This is a genomic window from Sphingomonas paeninsulae (assembly GCF_003660165.1).
Taxonomy (GTDB): Bacteria; Pseudomonadota; Alphaproteobacteria; order Sphingomonadales; family Sphingomonadaceae; genus Sphingomonas_O; species Sphingomonas_O paeninsulae.
Genome location: NZ_CP032828.1, coordinates 611,863 through 628,340 on the forward strand (window position 1 = coordinate 611,863; position 16,478 = coordinate 628,340).

22 protein-coding genes and 1 pseudogene are annotated in these 16,478 nt (G+C 58.2%); 19 read left to right on the top strand and 4 right to left on the bottom strand.

Annotated features, from left to right (window positions below):
• Positions 1-130 precede the first annotated feature (130 nt).
• Positions 131-946: a flagellin N-terminal helical domain-containing protein gene (locus D3Y57_RS04155; RefSeq protein WP_121152110.1), complete on the bottom strand. Its 816-nt coding sequence runs from the start codon at positions 944-946 to the stop codon at positions 131-133.
• Between the two features lie 439 nt (positions 947-1,385).
• On the opposite strand from D3Y57_RS04155, the gene fliE reads away from it, so the two are divergent.
• From fliE to D3Y57_RS04250, 19 genes and pseudogenes are all read left to right on the top strand, one after another.
• The gene (fliE, locus tag D3Y57_RS04160; RefSeq protein ID WP_121151611.1) at positions 1,386-1,712 is read left to right on the top strand and encodes a flagellar hook-basal body complex protein FliE; all 327 of its coding nucleotides are present in this window, start codon (positions 1,386-1,388) and stop codon (positions 1,710-1,712) included.
• On the top strand, positions 1,712-3,394 hold the full coding sequence (fliF, locus tag D3Y57_RS04165; RefSeq protein WP_121151613.1) for a flagellar basal-body MS-ring/collar protein FliF: 1,683 nt from the start codon (positions 1,712-1,714) through the stop codon (positions 3,392-3,394). Before fliE ends, fliF begins: the two co-directional genes overlap by 1 nt.
• On the top strand, positions 3,387-4,394 hold the full coding sequence (locus tag D3Y57_RS04170; protein ID WP_162986938.1) for a flagellar motor switch protein FliG: 1,008 nt from the start codon (positions 3,387-3,389) through the stop codon (positions 4,392-4,394). The genes fliF and D3Y57_RS04170 overlap by 8 nt, the downstream gene beginning before the upstream one ends.
• 67 nt (positions 4,395-4,461) lie before the next feature.
• Positions 4,462-4,932, top strand: a complete 471-nt coding sequence (locus D3Y57_RS04175; protein WP_162986939.1) for a FliH/SctL family protein — start codon at positions 4,462-4,464, stop codon at positions 4,930-4,932.
• The gene (locus tag D3Y57_RS04180) at positions 4,929-6,263 is read left to right on the top strand and encodes a FliI/YscN family ATPase (protein ID WP_121151619.1); all 1,335 of its coding nucleotides are present in this window, start codon (positions 4,929-4,931) and stop codon (positions 6,261-6,263) included. Before D3Y57_RS04175 ends, D3Y57_RS04180 begins: the two co-directional genes overlap by 4 nt.
• Positions 6,260-6,673 carry a hypothetical protein gene (locus tag D3Y57_RS04185; protein WP_121151621.1) on the top strand — a complete coding sequence of 138 codons (414 nt, stop codon included), beginning with the start codon at positions 6,260-6,262 and terminating at the stop codon, positions 6,671-6,673. Before D3Y57_RS04180 ends, D3Y57_RS04185 begins: the two co-directional genes overlap by 4 nt.
• Before the next feature lie 383 nt (positions 6,674-7,056).
• Positions 7,057-8,058: a hypothetical protein gene (locus D3Y57_RS04190; protein WP_162986940.1), complete on the top strand. Its 1,002-nt coding sequence runs from the start codon at positions 7,057-7,059 to the stop codon at positions 8,056-8,058.
• A 13-nt stretch (positions 8,059-8,071) separates the two neighbouring features.
• Positions 8,072-8,572 carry a flagellar basal body-associated FliL family protein gene (locus D3Y57_RS04195; RefSeq protein WP_121151625.1) on the top strand — a complete coding sequence of 167 codons (501 nt, stop codon included), beginning with the start codon at positions 8,072-8,074 and terminating at the stop codon, positions 8,570-8,572.
• Positions 8,569-9,402 carry a FliM/FliN family flagellar motor switch protein gene (locus D3Y57_RS04200; protein WP_121151627.1) on the top strand — a complete coding sequence of 278 codons (834 nt, stop codon included), beginning with the start codon at positions 8,569-8,571 and terminating at the stop codon, positions 9,400-9,402. The genes D3Y57_RS04195 and D3Y57_RS04200 overlap by 4 nt, the downstream gene beginning before the upstream one ends.
• Entirely contained in the window at positions 9,399-9,707 is a 309-nt protein-coding gene (fliN, locus tag D3Y57_RS04205) for a flagellar motor switch protein FliN (protein ID WP_121151630.1), read from the top strand. The genes D3Y57_RS04200 and fliN overlap by 4 nt, the downstream gene beginning before the upstream one ends.
• A gap of 62 nt (positions 9,708-9,769) precedes the next feature.
• Entirely contained in the window at positions 9,770-9,925 is a 156-nt protein-coding gene (locus D3Y57_RS04210; protein WP_162986941.1) for a flagellar biosynthetic protein FliO, read from the top strand.
• A complete protein-coding gene (gene fliP / locus D3Y57_RS04215) occupies positions 9,922-10,638 on the top strand; it encodes a flagellar type III secretion system pore protein FliP (protein WP_121151633.1) in 717 nt (238 codons plus the stop codon). Before D3Y57_RS04210 ends, fliP begins: the two co-directional genes overlap by 4 nt.
• A gap of 1 nt (position 10,639) precedes the next feature.
• Positions 10,640-10,915, top strand: a complete 276-nt coding sequence (locus D3Y57_RS04220) for a flagellar biosynthetic protein FliQ (RefSeq protein ID WP_121151635.1) — start codon at positions 10,640-10,642, stop codon at positions 10,913-10,915.
• 20 nt (positions 10,916-10,935) lie between these two features.
• Complete coding sequence (locus tag D3Y57_RS04225) at positions 10,936-11,646, top strand: flagellar biosynthetic protein FliR (RefSeq protein WP_162986942.1); 711 nt, start codon at positions 10,936-10,938, stop codon at positions 11,644-11,646.
• Positions 11,643-12,776: an EscU/YscU/HrcU family type III secretion system export apparatus switch protein gene (locus tag D3Y57_RS04230; RefSeq protein WP_121151639.1), complete on the top strand. Its 1,134-nt coding sequence runs from the start codon at positions 11,643-11,645 to the stop codon at positions 12,774-12,776. Before D3Y57_RS04225 ends, D3Y57_RS04230 begins: the two co-directional genes overlap by 4 nt.
• Positions 12,777-12,839: 63 nt before the next feature.
• On the top strand, positions 12,840-13,040 hold the full coding sequence (locus D3Y57_RS04235; protein ID WP_162986943.1) for a hypothetical protein: 201 nt from the start codon (positions 12,840-12,842) through the stop codon (positions 13,038-13,040).
• Between the two features lie 3 nt (positions 13,041-13,043).
• A pseudogene (locus D3Y57_RS20700) lies at positions 13,044-13,295 on the top strand (flagellar cap protein FliD N-terminal domain-containing protein); the annotation flags it as partial.
• Positions 13,296-13,432: 137 nt separating this feature from the next.
• A complete protein-coding gene (gene fliD, locus D3Y57_RS20365; RefSeq protein WP_121151643.1) occupies positions 13,433-13,837 on the top strand; it encodes a flagellar filament capping protein FliD in 405 nt (134 codons plus the stop codon).
• Positions 13,834-14,205 carry a flagellar export chaperone FliS gene (locus D3Y57_RS04250; RefSeq protein ID WP_162986945.1) on the top strand — a complete coding sequence of 124 codons (372 nt, stop codon included), beginning with the start codon at positions 13,834-13,836 and terminating at the stop codon, positions 14,203-14,205. The genes fliD and D3Y57_RS04250 overlap by 4 nt, the downstream gene beginning before the upstream one ends.
• Positions 14,206-14,387: 182 nt before the next feature.
• Here D3Y57_RS04250 and D3Y57_RS20705 read toward each other — a convergent pair whose 3' ends face one another.
• The 3 genes from D3Y57_RS20705 to D3Y57_RS04265 form a co-directional block, all read right to left on the bottom strand.
• Positions 14,388-14,828 (bottom strand): helix-turn-helix domain-containing protein, encoded by a 441-nt coding sequence (locus D3Y57_RS20705; protein WP_239025732.1) that lies wholly within the window; start codon positions 14,826-14,828, stop codon positions 14,388-14,390.
• Positions 14,829-14,893: 65 nt separating this feature from the next.
• Positions 14,894-15,094 (bottom strand): hypothetical protein, encoded by a 201-nt coding sequence (locus D3Y57_RS20710; protein WP_239025733.1) that lies wholly within the window; start codon positions 15,092-15,094, stop codon positions 14,894-14,896.
• Positions 15,095-15,490: 396 nt separating this feature from the next.
• On the bottom strand, positions 15,491-16,246 hold the full coding sequence (locus D3Y57_RS04265; RefSeq protein WP_121151651.1) for a DUF11 domain-containing protein: 756 nt from the start codon (positions 16,244-16,246) through the stop codon (positions 15,491-15,493).
• Positions 16,247-16,478 lie beyond the last annotated feature (232 nt).

Sequence of the window (16,478 nt, forward strand, 5' to 3'; positions counted from 1 at the left end):
GCGAAGTGCTTGCCCATGCCGCTTGAGGAGGTGGATAAAGGTTGTTGGGCCCCGACGGGGTGGGGTTACGTCGGGGCCCGTTCACCGGACCTGGTTCGGGGACCATCCTTCTGCAGGCCGGGAAACCGTTTTAGCGGATCAGGCTCAGTACATCCTGCTGGCTCTTGTTCGCCTGTGACAGCATTGCCGTTGCCGCCTGGCTGAGGATCTGCGACTTGGCGAGCTGCGTCGTTTCAGCCGAGAAATCGGCATCTTCAATACGGCTGCGGGCCTCGGTCAGATTCGTTACAGTTGAGGTCAGGTTGCTGACTGTTGCCTCAAAGCGGTTCTGCGCTGCGCCGAGATTTGCGCGTCCGGCATCGACAGTGTTGATTGCAGTGTCGAGGAGCGCGAGCGCCGCCGACGCGCCTGTTGCCGTCGATAGATCAATCGCTGCAATGCCGAGATCGCTCGTTTTGACCGACGCAATGGCAAGCGTCACTGTGTCGCCCGAATTAAGCCCCGTCTGGATCGACAACGCGGTCGCCGATCCATCAACCAGCTTGGTGCCGTTGAAAGTCGTTTTGCTGGCGATGTCGTCTGTCTGGGCGATGAGCTGTGTAATTTCGGCCTGGATCGCCGTGCGGTCGCTATCAGAGTTGGTGCCGCTGGCCGACTGGACTGCCAGTTCGCGCATCCGCTGCAGCATGTTGGAAACTTCGCCCATCGCGCCTTCAGCAGTCTGAGCGAGCGAGATGCCATCGTTGGCGTTGCGCATGGCGGCGGTGAGGCCTCGCACCTGTGATGTCATTCGACTGGCAATGGCCAGCCCGGCAGCATCGTCTTTGGCGCTATTTATGCGCTTACCTGTCGAGAGACGCTCCATGGAAGTTTGCAACCCCAGGTTTGCCGAATTGATGCCGTTCTGCGAGCGCAGTGCAGCGATGTTGGTACCGATGTAAGTCATGTAGATCCCTTTCATGTGCCCGGCGGCCGGAGCTCGTCCGCATCGCCACAGCTTTGGTAACGGCGTCTGTGCCGAAAGCTTTAGCCCGCCATTTTTATGACGCTGGCGACAACCCTTTGACGGATGGCATGTGTCGGTGGCTGGTTCTTCTCGAGACACCGAGGCTCACGGCATTTGGGCTGTTTGGAGCTGGGTCATGTTCTTTTGGCACAGCTCTTGCTGAAATGGCCAGGTACACATTTGAAGGACCAGAAATGTTGAGCGATCGAGAATTGGCGATGATGACGGAAGCGATCCATAGTAGTCGTCCGCACGCGCTTGCATCGCACCAAGCCAAACGGTCGCTGTCAGGTTGGTCCCCGGTAGCTATCGCTCGGTGCGGGTTCCCTTCGATCTTCGAGCGGGCCCGCACCGCCTCCGTTAGGAAAGGCGTAGTCCGATGAGCGGCATTGATGCTTCGGGTCTTATGGCAATGCGCGGTGCCGTCCTGGCTCGCAGTGAAGCGCTCCAGAAAGTGGCGAAGGATAGCGATGCCACGCGCGCTGCTGCGCCGATCGGCGCTGGCTTTGGTCAGATGCTGAGCGAGGTCAACACGCTCCAGGCCAAAGCCAATACGGCTTCCGAAGCCTTCGAACGCGGCGATCAGACCGATATTGCCTCGGTCATGCTGGCTCGCCAGAAAGCATCGATTTCGTTCGAAGCTACGTTGCAGGTACGGAACAAGCTGCTCTCGGCTTACCGTGATATCATGAACATGCCCGCATAATGGCAACTGAGCTCATTTCCGCCACCATCCCGGGCGCAGGGAGTTTGCCGGGCCTGGTCCAGCTGCGCAGTGTGATTGATCAGCCGCTTGTCCGGCGCAGCTTGCCCATGCTCGGGTTGCTGGGCGTTGCCCTAGCCGCTGTGTTTGCCTGGATGGCGATCAGCGCGCCGGCGCAGCGCCCACTTTTTACAGCGCTCGCCGATGCCGACAAGGCCGGCGTCGCCGCGGCACTCGACACGGCCGGCGTCAAATACAAGATCGATGGCGATAGCGGCACGCTTAACGTTTCGGGGGACGACTATCATCGTGCGCGCATGCTTCTCGCGGGTCAGGGGTTGCCAAAATCGGCACCCACCGCTTCCGCCTCACTGGACAGCCTTCCGATGGGGGCCAGCCATGCCCTCGAAGGCGAACATCTCCGGACCGCACGCGAACTCGATCTGGCGCGGACCGTTGAGGCGATCGATGCGGTTGAATCGGCCAAGATTCATCTGGCGGTCGAACCGCCAAGTCTTTTCGTTCGCGATCGCATAAAATCCTCTGCCTCGGTCATGGTCAAGCTTGTTAATGGCCGGTCACTCTCCGACGCCCAGGTACAGGCGGTTGTCCATCTCGTGGCTTCGTCGGTGAGTGGCTTGAATGCCGATGACGTGACGGTCATCGACCAGGCAGGCCATTTGCTTTCGCTTGACATGAGCAACCCCCTCGCTGCGGAAACGGCTCGTCAGCTCGACGTACAGAACAAGGTCGAGGCCCGTTACCGTGATGCTGTCATGCATATTCTGTCACCGATCGTCGGTCCTGACGGCTTTACTGCCGAAGTTCATGCCGATCTTGATTTTGATGAAAAGCAGGCGACCAGGGAAATTTATCCCGAAAGCGGCCGAGCCGTGCAGCTCGAACAGTCTCACTGGACTTCGGCGACCGGCGAACAGCCTGCCGTGGGCATACCGGGCACGCTCTCGAACCAGCCACCGCCAGCATCGTCAGTGACGGCCACACCGCCCGCGTCGTTAACACCGTCAAAGGCCGGCGCGCCCGTTCAGCCCGGAACACCAACCACGGCAGCTGCAAATGCGCAAAGTGTTCAACCCGGCGTGACGCCTCCAGGAAGAACCTCCGAAGATACATCGAAAAGCTACGAACTGGGCCGCGAAGTATCGGTATCAAAGACCGCAAGTGGTCAGGTCAGACGTCTCTCGGTTGCCGTCGCCCTTCGGGACGGGCCCAAGAAACGCTCGGGTGTCGAATTGGCAGCTCTTGATGGCCTCGTAAAGGGCGCGATCGGTTTTGATGCAACCCGCGGCGATAATGTGACGGTTTCAGCACGTCCCTTCCAGGTCGCAACGGTGGATAAGCCTGCGTGGTACGACAATGCATGGCTACCAACGATTGGTCGCAATGTCGCTGCCATCATCGTCGTCGCACTGCTGATCTTTGGTGTCGGGCGCCCGTTGTTGAAGCGTCGTGCTGCCGCAAGTGCTGCGCGGCTTACCGAGATCGGTACGCTGATTGGCCAGGAGTTGAACAATAATACGACCACTGGCGTGACGCTCGACATGATCGAGTCAACGCCAAGCTATGCCGACCGTGTTGCGCTGGTTCGTGATTTTGTTCGCGCTAACCCAGCGCGTGCGGCGCTTGTTGTGCGCCAGCTCGTCAGCGAGGCCGACAATGGATGAACTGCGCGCCGCGCCGGGAAAGCACGAAACAGCAGCCATCCTGCTCATGTTGCTTGCCGAAGAGGAGGCTGCGGCCATCGTGTCGCGTCTTGAGCCACAGGAAATCGAACGTCTCGGCAGCGCGATGTTTGCGCTGGGCGATGTTAACGAAAACCGCGTGACTTCAGCCCTCGACAGGTTTGTCGAAGGCGCAAAAGGTCAGACCACCATGTCGAGCGAGGTCGGAGGTCATCTGAGCGGTGTGGTAACACGCGCGCTTGGCAGCGCGCGTGCCCCGGCCATGCTCGAGCGGATTATTCCCGAGACTCTTGTTGATCCGTTACCGTCGTTGAAATGGCTGTCAGTTAATGATCTTCTCGTCATTGCACGTGACGAACACCCCCAATTTGTGGCGCTCCTCGTTGCGCATATGGCGCCCAACGTCGCCGCCGCCGTTATTGCGCAACTGAGCGAAGGTGAGCAGACAGATATTCTATTCCGGGCAGCAACGCTCGGGCACGTTAGCGAAGATGCCTTCGCACTCGCCGATTCCCAGCTGGCCGAATGGATCGGAACCGGGGGTCAGGCTGCGCCCGGCGTTCTCAGCAACGTACCCACAATCGCAGCGGTTCTGAATCATGCGCCAAGGGCGCTGCAGCAACGACTTATGAAGGCACTCATGAAACGCGATCGTATCCTTGGCCAGCGGATCGAGGATGAACTGGTCATCTTCGATGACATATTATCGCTTGCTGACAAGGATCTTGGAGTGGTTTGCAGGTCCGTCGACCCCGCCGATCTCGCGCTCGCCATGAAAGGCGTTACAGAGGCGCAGCGCGAACGCATCTTTGCAACGATGTCGGCACGCGCCGCCGACACGATGCGCGACGCGATTGCCGAGCAGGGCCCAGCTCGCCTCGCAGAAGTCCTGGTCGCGCAAAAATCCATAGTGATGATTGCCAAAACGATGGGCGAAAATGGGACCATTCAACTGGGTCAGGGGACAGAAGATTTTGTCTAATTTATGGAAACAGGGCACCGCTGTCCGGGCGCACCGCCTTCAACTGGTCCCAAAGGACAAAATCGCGGTGGCAGACGAGATGGCCCAGTCCGACCGCTATGCCGAAGGTCTTGCCGAGGGACGACGGATCGTCGAGCAGGAGTTTCAGGCCGAGCGCGTCGCTCTACTCTCGCTGGTTGAGCAGGCCAGTCAAATCGAACCTTGCGATCCCGAGCCGCTTGCGACCTTGCTTTCGGAAGCAGTTCTGCGCCTCGTCGAGGACATTGTTGGAAAGGCTCCAGTCGATACCGAGCTGTTGTGCATGCGCGCGCGCACTCTGGCCGGTGCCATCTGCGGTTCTTCAGGACCCGTTGTCCTCTATGTCTGTCCCGAAAACATCGATCTGGTGACTGGACTGGGCGATGGCATTGAAATTCGCGCTGATTCTGCGCTGGCGTCCGGCGCTCTTCGGTTGACCGTCGGAGAGAGCGCGGCAGAAGATGGCCCGTCCCATGCTCTCGACCGCTTGCGCGTCGCGATGCGCGATCTTGCGGCATGAGGACGCAGGTCGATTTCTTCACGCGTGTCGACACCCTTTTGTCGACTGTGAGTATCACGACGGCGTCGCCTAAACTTTTCGGGACGATTGCCCACAGCGCCAACGGCATGTTGCGCGCCCGCGGTCTTGAACTCGCGGTCGGCAGCGGTGCTCGTATCGCAACCGAAAATGGCCGTTGGGAGCCCGCTATTGTTGCCGGGTTCGGCGATGACGGCCTTCATCTGGTACCGTTTGCGGGCGACATCGCCGTCACCATTGGCGCTCGTGTTACCGGTGACGAAACCGTCGGAGAGATCGATGTCGGACGTGCGCTTCTTGGTCGCGTGATCGACGCGATGGGGCTTCCGCTCGATGGCTTGGGTCCGGTCAACGCTCAGGCGCATCGGCGGAAACAAACCTCTGCAAATCCCATGAACAAGGCTCGGATTGATACCGTCATGACTACAGGGGTGCGTGCGATCGACGGTCTGATGACCTTGGGGCAAGGGCAGCGTCTCGCCATTATCGCAGGCTCTGGAGTCGGGAAATCGACGCTCCTTGCTCAAATCATGCGCGGCGTGACCGCTGACGCCATTATCGTCGCGCTTGTCGGGGAGCGCGCGCGCGAAATCGCCGATTTTGTCGATCGGCACGTTGCATCTGAGGCTCGTGCACGCACGACTGTAGTTGCTGCCGCTGCCGATGTACCCGCAATGCTACGGTTGCGCGCCGTCGAGCGCGCAACAGCGCTTGCCGAACAGTTTCGCGACGAGGGTAAGCGTGTTTTGCTTATTGTTGACAGCCTCACGCGCCTTGCTCATGCCCAGCGCGAAATCGGACTGGCAATGGGCGAGCCTCCAACCGTCAAGGGTTACCCACCATCTTCTCTCGCCATGATACCGCGCCTTGTCGAACGGAGTGGCGGCGACAAGCGTTCTGGGGGCTCGATTACTGCGCTTTACACCATCCTTGCCGATGGCGACGATCTCGACGACCCTGTCGTCGACACCGCGCGTTCGATAACCGATGGCCACATTGTGCTGTCACGTAGCCTGGCCGAAGCCGGGGTCTTTCCCGCAATTGATCTTGCACGATCTCTGAGCCGATCGATGAATGATCTGGTTGACGAACCGCACCGCGTCGCGGCTGCCCAGATTCGGCGCGACTGGTCGCTTGCTGAAGAGAACCGCGATCTGGTTCTGATGGGTGCCTATCGGCAGGGTGCTGATCCAGAAATTGACCGAGCGATCGCGATCAGGCCTGCGATCCTCGACTTCATCCGGCAGGATCCCGACGGCTATGTTGCGCCAGCGCGAACGCTGTCCGACCTCCAAGACCTGCTGCAATCGTGAGCCGGGTAAAGCGGCAGGACAGGCTGGTGCGATTGCGCACGATCGAACGCCGGTCAGCGGTTAGCATCGCGGCAGAGGCTCTCGCACAGGTTGATCGTACAACCGATCAGATCGCGCGGCTTGAGCTATTGTCGCAGGCCATCAGTCCGGGCGCTGGGGTGTTGCTCGGTGGCGGGCTCGCGGCGGCGGGAGAATATGTCACGCGACTGGCCAACGGTTATCTTATTACCGAACGTCGTCTTTATCGACAGACGCTTGAGGCCGATGCCGCACACAAACGCTATGCCGTGACCGATGTCAGGCTTCAGGTCGCGGAGCGCTTGCTCGATATTGCCCGGCGGAGCGCCGAACGTGATGATGAACTGCGCCGCGAGAGAAAGAGACCTGCTCGGGCACGGCCCGCGCGCTAGCTTGCTGCGCGTCTGATCCGTCGATTTCCTGACAGTTGTGCCGCCTTGTCCGACGGTCTGCTGACGCTTGCTGTCTCGCGAACGTCAATCGCGCTGCAGAAAAGCGCTTGGCACGTCCTTTGCTAGAGGGATGGCAGTCAGGAAGGACGTTCGGATGGTTTTGGATCAATTGCGTATTTCGACAGTCGACGTTGACTGGTCCATCGGTCGCTGGTCGACATGGTAGTGCTGACGCCGGTGCCGACGGCAGCAACAAAGGCGGCGGCTACGCGTACGCCTGTGCAGCCATCTGAGTCACAAAGGCCGGGCGAGCCTTTCTCGTCCATATTTGATCGTAAAGCGGGTGCTGCCGACAAGGGGGGCGACGTGCGGGTACGACCGAAGTGCCGCCAGAATCTGAGGCTGCCAATGAGACTAAGGGCAATGTAGGTGCCGATGGTGCCGCCCCTATCACCGGGTCGGTGAGGCTCATCAATGCCCAATCACAGATCTCCGTTGTACGGGTTGCCCAGCCTCATCTTGATATTATCGCCGAAGACTCTGGAGACGGAACCTCGGGCCTAACAGCTCATCGCGTTCACAAAGACGAAGGTGTGACACCGTCAGCCGTGATCGATCCTGTACACCAACTGATCGTTAGTCTCAGTTTCGTACCTCTCAGCACCCCCACATTCTCGCTTCAGGCTAAGGACGCCGCCGCCAACCAGGAACTTGCCCAGATAGGCGACAAGGCATCACGGGCCAAGGCGCCCAAAGCCATCGCGGCGATGCCCGATCCAGTCGACGATAAGGGAGCGATGATATCAGGGTTGTCGGAAAAACTTAGTGCCGATGCTGCAACGAGCCTTTCGCTCGTAGCGGAATCGCCCCAGCCCAAACACGTGGCTCCAGTGACCGGCGACACGATCCTGGCATCAATGCCGACGTCTACGATGCCCAATGCGTCTGCGGTTCCTGGCGCCGCAGTACCAGTCGGCACGCAACTCCTGAATGCGATGGCACGCGCCAATGGGGTCGATCAGCAGTGGCTCGAGGGCGTTGCCACCGATATCGAACGCTCGTCGCAGAATGGAGACGTGCGCTTCAAGCTTCAACCAGCCGACCTTGGAAACATCTCGGTTTCGATCGCGCACGATGGGGTGTCGAGCCATTTGACTATTGCTGTCGCCGAGCCGCGGGCGCTGTCCGTTGTTGCCCAGGCGCATCACCAGATGGTCGCTGGAGCCTTGGCACTTGGTGTGCCCATTTCGGGCGCTTCAGTGTCACTGGACCAATCCAGCGCGGATCGACGCAGTTCGGGAGAGCGCGCCCGTCGTCGGATCGAGATCGCCGTGGCCGACGAGGGTACACTCCGCGCCCCCGTTGACCGCAATCGTTACGCTTAAAGGATTAGCTTAAATGACTGAATCGAAGAAAAAGAAATCGGGAAGGATAAAGACCATTATCGTCTTTGTCCTTGCGGTCCCAGTCCTCGCTGGAGCCGGCGTCGCGGGTGGCATCTACGCCGCACGTGCTGGTTGGATCGGTCAGTCTGGCGGGCCGATGGCAACCAAGACTGAAAATACGCCAGTGGCCGCAAAATCTGCTCCAATCTATTACAGTTTCCAGGCGCCTTTCACGTCGAACCTTAGGGACAGCGGCAGTTTCGTACAGCTTGCTCTGTCCGTTGCCACGGCCGACCGGCCAGAGATCGCAGAGCAGGTCAAGCTCAACGAATCGGCTCTACGCTCGGTCGTCCTGATGACGGTCGCCGATGAAGACGCCGGTGCGCTGGCCACGACAGCTGGCAAGCAGCAGCTCCAGGCCAAGCTGCGTAGCGTGATGGATCAGGTGCTCAAGACCAAGACCGGTCAGACCGGGATCGACAGCGTCTATTTCACGAGCTTTGTCATCCAATGAATGTGTCTCAGCACGTCAACCCGCTTGTGAAGGGCGATGCCGAGGCGAATCGCGCCGACGCCGTCATGATCCGCATCGCCTCTCAAATGGCGATTTCGGTCGCCCGGACGATGTCCGATCTCTGCGGCGACCCCATCACGATCACCGCGGAGCCGACGGGCATCATCGCATTTGAAGAATGGCGCTCGGACCGGTCGCTGTGGGAGGCTTCATACCAGTTTGGAGCGAAACTGGCGATGGTTGTCGCGGTCAATGATGGCTTGGCCGATGCCATGGTCGAGCGCCGGTTTGGCGGCACTTCGCAAACCATCGAACGGACTCCTTTTCGTGCCTGCCGAGCAACTGCACAATTAGCCGGCCAGTTTTCAGACAGTGTGGCGAGCGCCATAACGCAGATGTTTCCCTCGATCGGTCGTGCCGAGATTCTACCGGCGATTGCCGTTCAGCAGTTCGCCCGCGCTTCCGACAGGATCGCCACGATCGCGCTGTGGGTGACATCGGGTGCCATTTCAGGAAAGATCGACATTGCCTTTGCGCCAGAACGGGTCGCGCGGTTGCGCGACGATGGCGTGGCCAAGGTCACCTCGAGCTGGGCCATTGATCTACGCGACAGCGTCCTTGCCGCCCGCCTTCCGGTCCGCGTCGTCCTCGCACGACCCGAACTCTCGATATCGACCTTGTCGCGGCTTGCGGTCGGCGATGTCGTTCCCATCGCCAAACCGGCGCTTGTGCCGATGCTTGCGGGAGCGCTGCGCCTGGCCACGGGCACAATTGATGATCGCGACGGCCATGTGGCCATTCGCATTGAACATATGGAGTCCAGTATATGACTGATGATATTCTGAGCGAAGCGGCGACCAGTGCAGGCAACAATTTCGATCTCCTGTCGCGCATTTCGATGCGCCTGTCGGTTGAGGTTGGCTCGACTGCACTGACGCTGGCTGATCTTCTTGCTCTGGAGCGCGATGCTGTTGTCGAACTCGATCGCGCGATTGATGATCCGCTCGACATCCTGGTCAACGGCACGCTTATCGCTCGTGGAGAAGTGGTGACAGTCGATGGCCGTTACGGCGTCCGGATTTGCGAAATCGTTGCACCCGCGCAAAGTCTCGGTGCCATTGAGCGGCGCGCATGATTGATCTCCAATCTCTGTCCAGTCGCGCGTGGTCGGCCTTTCGCCGTCTACAAAGAACGGCGGTGGATCAGCGTCGCGGAAAGCTGGCGCGGGTTGTCGAGGTTCATGCTTTTAGCATTGCGGTTAAACTGGCTGTCGTCGAATTTTCGGGAAAAACACTGCTGCTTTCTGTGGGCAAGAACGGCATTTCGCTGATTGCCGAGGGGCGCGGCGAATGATCGCAATGCTCGCAGTCGCGGTTTCGTCGACAGCTATCGACCTTAGCGCAGTCGGCGGCGTTCCCGCACCCGCAGGCACACCTCTTGCTTTGCCGCTGCAAATCCTTGTCCTCATGACAGGCCTGACGGTCTTGCCGACGCTGGTTCTCATGATGACGGGCTTTACGCGCATCCTGATTGTGCTTTCGATCCTGCGTCAGGCGCTGGGATTGCAACAGACGCCGCCGAACCAGATTCTGGTGGGAATGGCGCTCTTTCTTACGATGTTCGTCATGCGGCCAACGATCACGGAGATCAATCAGACAGCATGGCAGCCGTATCACATGCAGCAGATTCCCCTTGAAACGGCTGTCGAACGTGGGGGAACGGTGCTCCACAAATTCATGGCGCATCAGACGCGTAGCGCTGACCTTTCGCTCTTTTATAAGATGGGCAATGAAAAGCCTGGCAGTGATATCGCTGCCACACCTTTCTCGATCCTGGTTCCTGCTTTTGTCACCAGTGAACTGAAGACTGCCTTTCAGATCGGGTTTCTGATCTTCCTCCCCTTCCTCGTCATCGACCTGGTCGTCGCCAGCGCGCTGATGGCGCTCGGGATGATGATGTTGTCGCCTTCGGTCGTTTCTATGCCATTCAAGCTCTTGCTGTTCGTCGCCATCGACGGATGGGCGCTTACCATGGGATCACTCGCTTCGTCGTTCGGGACCGGTTGAAATGGGTAATGAACAAGACATTCTTCTGGGCTTTGCACAACAAGGTCTATGGACAGCTGCGCTGGCCTCCGCACCCTTGCTGATCCCCGTGCTTGTCGTGGGCATTGCGGTCGGTCTGTTCCAGGCGGTCACGTCAATCAATGAGGCGACGCTCTCCTTTGTTCCCAAGCTGCTTGTCGTGGCTCTGGTGCTTGCGCTGTTTGGTGCAACGATACTTGGCGTTGTTGCTGATTTTGCGCGCGAAATGTATGCTCGCATTCCTGACGTGCTTAACTGATGACGTTGAGTGAAGCAGCCATGGGTATTGCGATCGCTTCGATCCGGCCGGGGGCTGCGCTTTTGACCTCGCCGCTTTTTGGCAACACGCATGTCCCCGTAACTCTGCGGATTGGCCTCTCGGTAGCACTGGGCTGGTCGGCGTTTTCCACCATGGACCCTGTAACCGTTCTTGCAGCGGCCCATGATGCGCCTTTTCTAGTTTTGCCTGAGCTGGTGATCGGCTTTGCCATGGGCTTTGCGGTGCAAATGGCCTTCGGTGCCGCGATGATGGCAGGGGAGGTCGTTGGAAACACGATGGGTTTGGGGTTTGCGACGTCGATGGACGGACTCTCGGGACCGGCGCCCACGTTGAGCAATCTGATGGGCTTTGCGGCGACCGCGATATTTCTGGCGGGGCAGGGGCACCTGACGCTCGTTGCGACGATCCTTAACAGCTATCGGTTGCTGCCGCTGGGCGCCAGCTGGATGCCGAGCGGCGACATGGTGGGATTTGGGACGATGATGTTTGGAGGCGCCGTTGCCATAGCGTTACCCGTCGCTTTTGCGCTTGTCCTCGTCCAGATCGTCACTGCGCTTATCGCGCGTGCGGCCCCTTCACTCAATCTTTTCGCAATCGGGCTCCCATTCACACAGCTCGCTGGCGCAGCGCTGCTCGTCGTCGCTTTTCCGTCGATGGGATCCTCCATTGCTGCGCGCCTTACCGAAGCACTGGCGCTCGCTGCACCATGAGTAACGACAGCGGAGAGCGCACCGAAGCGGCGACACCCAAACGCCTTCGTGAGGCAAAGAAGGATGGCGATCTTCCCGATATCCGGGACCTTTCGACTGCTGCGATCGCAATTGCAGGGGCGGGATGGATAGCGTTTTCAGGGCGCGCAGTTTGGAGCGGTGCTAAACAGGCGCTGGTTGTCGGGCTCGCCGGAAATCTTGATCCGCAGTTGGGCTTTGATCCCGTGACTGCGGTTGTGCCACTTTTGGAAGCCGTCGCCATGCCTTTGGCGGCACTCTTCGCGGCAACCTGGGTCGCGGTCTTTGCAAGTCGCGCGATTGGCGGGGGGCTCGGTACGAACTGGCATGCGGTTGCTCCTAAAATGGCGCGCGTCAGTCCGATCCAGGGCCTTCAGAGACTGTTCAGTTCGCGCGGCCTCATCGACTTTGCAAAATCGCTCGCGAAACTCATTTTTCTAGGGAGCGCCGCAGCCTGGGTCTTCTCATCCTCCAGCAACGCGATCATGGCGCTCAGCGCTGCCGATGTCGGATCGAGCATCGAAGCTGCCGCGCTAATTCTCGGGCGCATTGCTGTTGGGATGGCTATTGCACTGGTTGCCATCGCGGCCATCGATGCACCCATTCAGATTGGATTGCGCAATGCGCGGCTTCGCATGAGCAAACAACAGGTCCGCGATGAGCATCGCGAGTCCGAACACTCTCCCGAGATACGACAGCAAATTCATGCCAAGCGCGCCGCGCTCATGGATCAGTCCGCACGCAAGGCGATCAAAGAAGCCACTGTCATTCTTGTCAATCCGACGTCCTTTGCTGTGGCCTTGCGGTATCGGCCGGGTGAGGATGCCGCGCCCATTGTTGTCGCTCGCGCTCGCGCAGAGGCGGCGGCAGCACTGCGTGAGCTCGCCCGCAACGAAGACGTGCCGATCTTGAGCTATCCCGTACTGACACGTGCTCTTTATTTCACAAGTCGGTCGGGTCAGGTTATCGACGAAAAGCTCTATCGTTCTGTCGCAACCGTCCTTGCGTTCGTCTTCGGCCTCGGCGCAGCGATGGACGCCAGCCGCATCCCGCCCGAGATCGATGTGCCCGATGACCTTCGCTATAGCGCCGATGGTATGCGCTCCACTTAAGAAATCGCCGGGGACGCCGTTATATGCATCAGTGCCTGTGACGCGAGATGTGCGATGCCCCCGATGAACGTCAATAATGTTAATGCCAAGACCGTGTGGAGCGACGCGATCGAGACAACGCTTCACGAGCTCGATGCATTGATGATCGCGATCCGATACTCGGAAGTTTCGCTGGAGGCGCGCGCCGCCCTGGTCGTCGATATCATGGAAATGCGCCACGCGCTCGGGCTTGAGAAGCTCCAACTGATCAGAAAGGATATTTGAGCTATGGCAACGTCACCCTCGATCCTGACCACGCTCGGCGTGGGCTCGGGCATCGACACCAAAGCGCTTGTTGCCAATCTCGCGGCAGCAGCGCGCGCCAATCGCGACACGGTGCTAACCAGCGCAGTCACCAGCAACACGGCCAAGATTTCCTCACTCGCGACGATCACGTCTTCGCTGGCGGCGTTTGCCAGTACGTTTGACGTTGATTCACAGGACGCGACAGTAAGCACGGCGAAAATAGCCCAGGAATTTGTGGCCGGCTTTAACGCGTTACGAGCCATGATTGCGACCGCTACCGTAGTCGGTGCCACGCCTGCAGATTCGGGACCTCTGCTGGGGACAATGGCCTTCGAAGTGCGGCACGAGCGCTTGCCGCACTTCCGCAAACGGTGCTTGCGGGAGGCACGACGGCCAAGTCTCTTAACGATCTGGGGATTGCGACCAACCGCGATGGTTCTCTACGGCTTGATGCAACCAAGCTTAACACTGCAATCGCGACTGATCCGAATGGCGTTCGCGCTATGTTGACCGCTGCGGGGGGCCTCGATCAGGCGCTCGGGACGGTCACGACCGCTCTGACAGCCAATGACGGCGTGTTGGGCATTAGTACGGCACGCTACACGAGGATGGCTGGAACACTGAAAACCCAGCAGGATCAGGTCAACACCGACAATGCAGCGTTGATTGATCGATTGACGGCATCCTTTACCGAAATGGACAAGGCGGTTGCGCTTATCAAATCGAGCCAAGCTTACCTCACGCAGCAGATCGCGTCCTGGAACAGCACGAAGTGAGTGCTCGTGCCATTGAGACTTATCGGGAAATCTCGGCTGCCGGTCGGATCGAGGGTGCTCAGCCGGGTCAGCTTATCATGACCTTATTCGAGGAACTGATCGATTGTATCGATAATATGTATGGTGCAATTTTGTCAGGGCGACCCCTTCGCCGCGACGTAGCTCGAAACCGTGCGGATGTCATTCTCATGTCGATGGAAACCGGGACGAATGCCGATGCAGGCGTCTTGTCGAAGCGCATGGTCTCGATCTACAGCGGTATCCGTGCTTTGCTGCAGCGTGCAGTTGTCGAAAGCAATGTCGAGCATATTGTTGAAGCGCGAAGTAGGTTGCAGCCAATAGTTGAGGCTTGGCGCGCGATTGTCTGATTATCAGATCAAGGCGAACTGAGTCCCATGTTATCGAGTTCAGATGCGGCAATCGCTGCGTTTGGATTAAGACGAGATGCCCCAAAGTGGCCGCTTGGCGGTCGCAAGGCTAATATGCGATAAAATTCAGTATGCGATGTTGAGGTTCCGCCCGTCGATGCCGCCGAACGCCAAATATATGCTCAGGTGCGAAAAAGTGCGGAAAGAGCTTCGATGCCGGCGAGAAGACTGCCGAAACATATGGCGCATCCAAGCGTGATGGCCATGATCAGAAGTAAGCGTTCTCCCACCGTGGCATCAAAAACCTTGACCCCAGTCCCCGCACCTTCGGAACCAACCTGAAGCATGGCCATGTCAAGGTCAAACGGGATATGATCTTCGCGGAGATAGTGCCGTCCCGGGTCGGCCAGCCGCGACAGATCCAGCGAGGAAGCTGGTGCAAAGTCGCGGAGGCTTGCGAGTGATGACGGCGTTGAAAACTCGCGTTCCCGCATCGCGTTGCGGACGATTCTGGCCGCTTGAAGCCGCGAACCAACGCCCAGCTTGGCCTTTCCCGCATCAATGTGGTTCTTGACGGTATTGGGTGCCAACCCCAATGCCCGAGCAATTTCCTTGGTGTCCATATGATCAAGCACAAGCAACAGGCATTCGCGTTGGCGGTCGGTCAGTCGTGTAACGGCGCTTATGGTCACGTACTGCCTGACCATTTCTTTTTGAGCATTAGAAGCGGATCCCAGGCCATGTGATCGCTCACTAGCCAGATCACCCCTGCTGCTGCAATCACTATGCCCGAAGCGGCCACGTTGTTTAGCCAGGACAGGTGAAGGTCGCTCAGTCGTGCGAGCGCGACACTCAGTTCCGCTGTGATAATTGACTGCCAAAATTTCATATAATGTTGCCCAAAAGCCCCCGCTGACACCATTTTGATTAACAGATTTAACAAAGATTAAATAAGAAGGCTATTCATAAAATACTATCGAAAAATTGACGGATGCTCATAGGTAAAGGCTTGACTGTATTCCTAATTTGGAAATCATGATTTCCCAGATTTTTGGGGCGTATCTGATTTCTATCGTTGCTTTAATGTGAGAAAATGATCCAAAATGGATAAAACTGTTGATCATATGGGGTTTATCATCAGATCAGGTTTATACGAGCCCTTACACGCGCACGAACAGAGGGGCCTGCCAAATATCAGGAAATAAACACCGCTAAAAACGATTGCGGATGTTGCAAACTATTGTCGCCGGATCAGTCTGATCGGTGGCGCTTTCCGGAAAGCCGGCTAGTTCAGCCTGACTGAATATTCGAGCGTGATACTCGGTTGACCAAAGGCTGTTGCACCCGCCATCGAACCTGTTGGCGCAATTCGAAGATCGCGAACCGCTGCATCATACCCGTTCGCATCAGGAGCAGGTGCGTACGTGAACGGTGAGCCTCCGCCTGGATGCGCCGAATAGGAAACGTCAGTCGCCGGATTAAAAGCAAGCCCGCTTGACGGCGTTCCATCCATGAATTGAACTTTTGGAGAAGCGACGGACAAAACAACACCTTCCGGAACCGGGTCAGTAATCACAATAGTGCCGCCGTCGATCGGCGTTGTCCCTGTGTTCGTGATGGTAATCGAATAGTGCACGATCGCACCTGGTATTGCCTTGGGATTGTTAGTGCCGTTTACCGGATCCGAAATTACGCGGGCGTTTTTCACTGCCGTCAGTACTGCGGCCGCCGATTTTGGCGTGTTCATGGTTGTACATCCAATGTCATCACCATGGCCTGGGGTGACCAGGGCCGGAAGCGTAGTAGGCGATGTCGTCGGGGATCCGCAGGTGGCCGCCATCGCCGAGATCGCAGGTAGAGCCGTCAAGGCTAAACCGCATTTGCTGATGATTATAAAGCGAGCCAGTGGCGCGCGCCATTCTGCGATAATATGAACGCTGGCTCGAACGGATTTCAAGATGACCGTCAATATCAATGCGATGCCTCCAACTGTTTTACGGTGCTCATGGACAACGGAACAGTAAAGCGGAGCTTCACCCATATCGGACTAGTTGTCTTGCACCGCACGGCACAATGGCCGCGCTATCTAATAACGGCAGCATGGCAGTTCTCTTTAACGCCACGAGCTCCCGCACCTCGGCAGTCAATTGAATATAAGGTGAAATCAACGCGCGAGCGGAGGGCACAGGTTATTTTGCGTATCTATTAGCATAATCGAAGGCGTGCCGTTGATGCCGACTGACTGACATACCGGCGTCAGCATATGGGGGGCT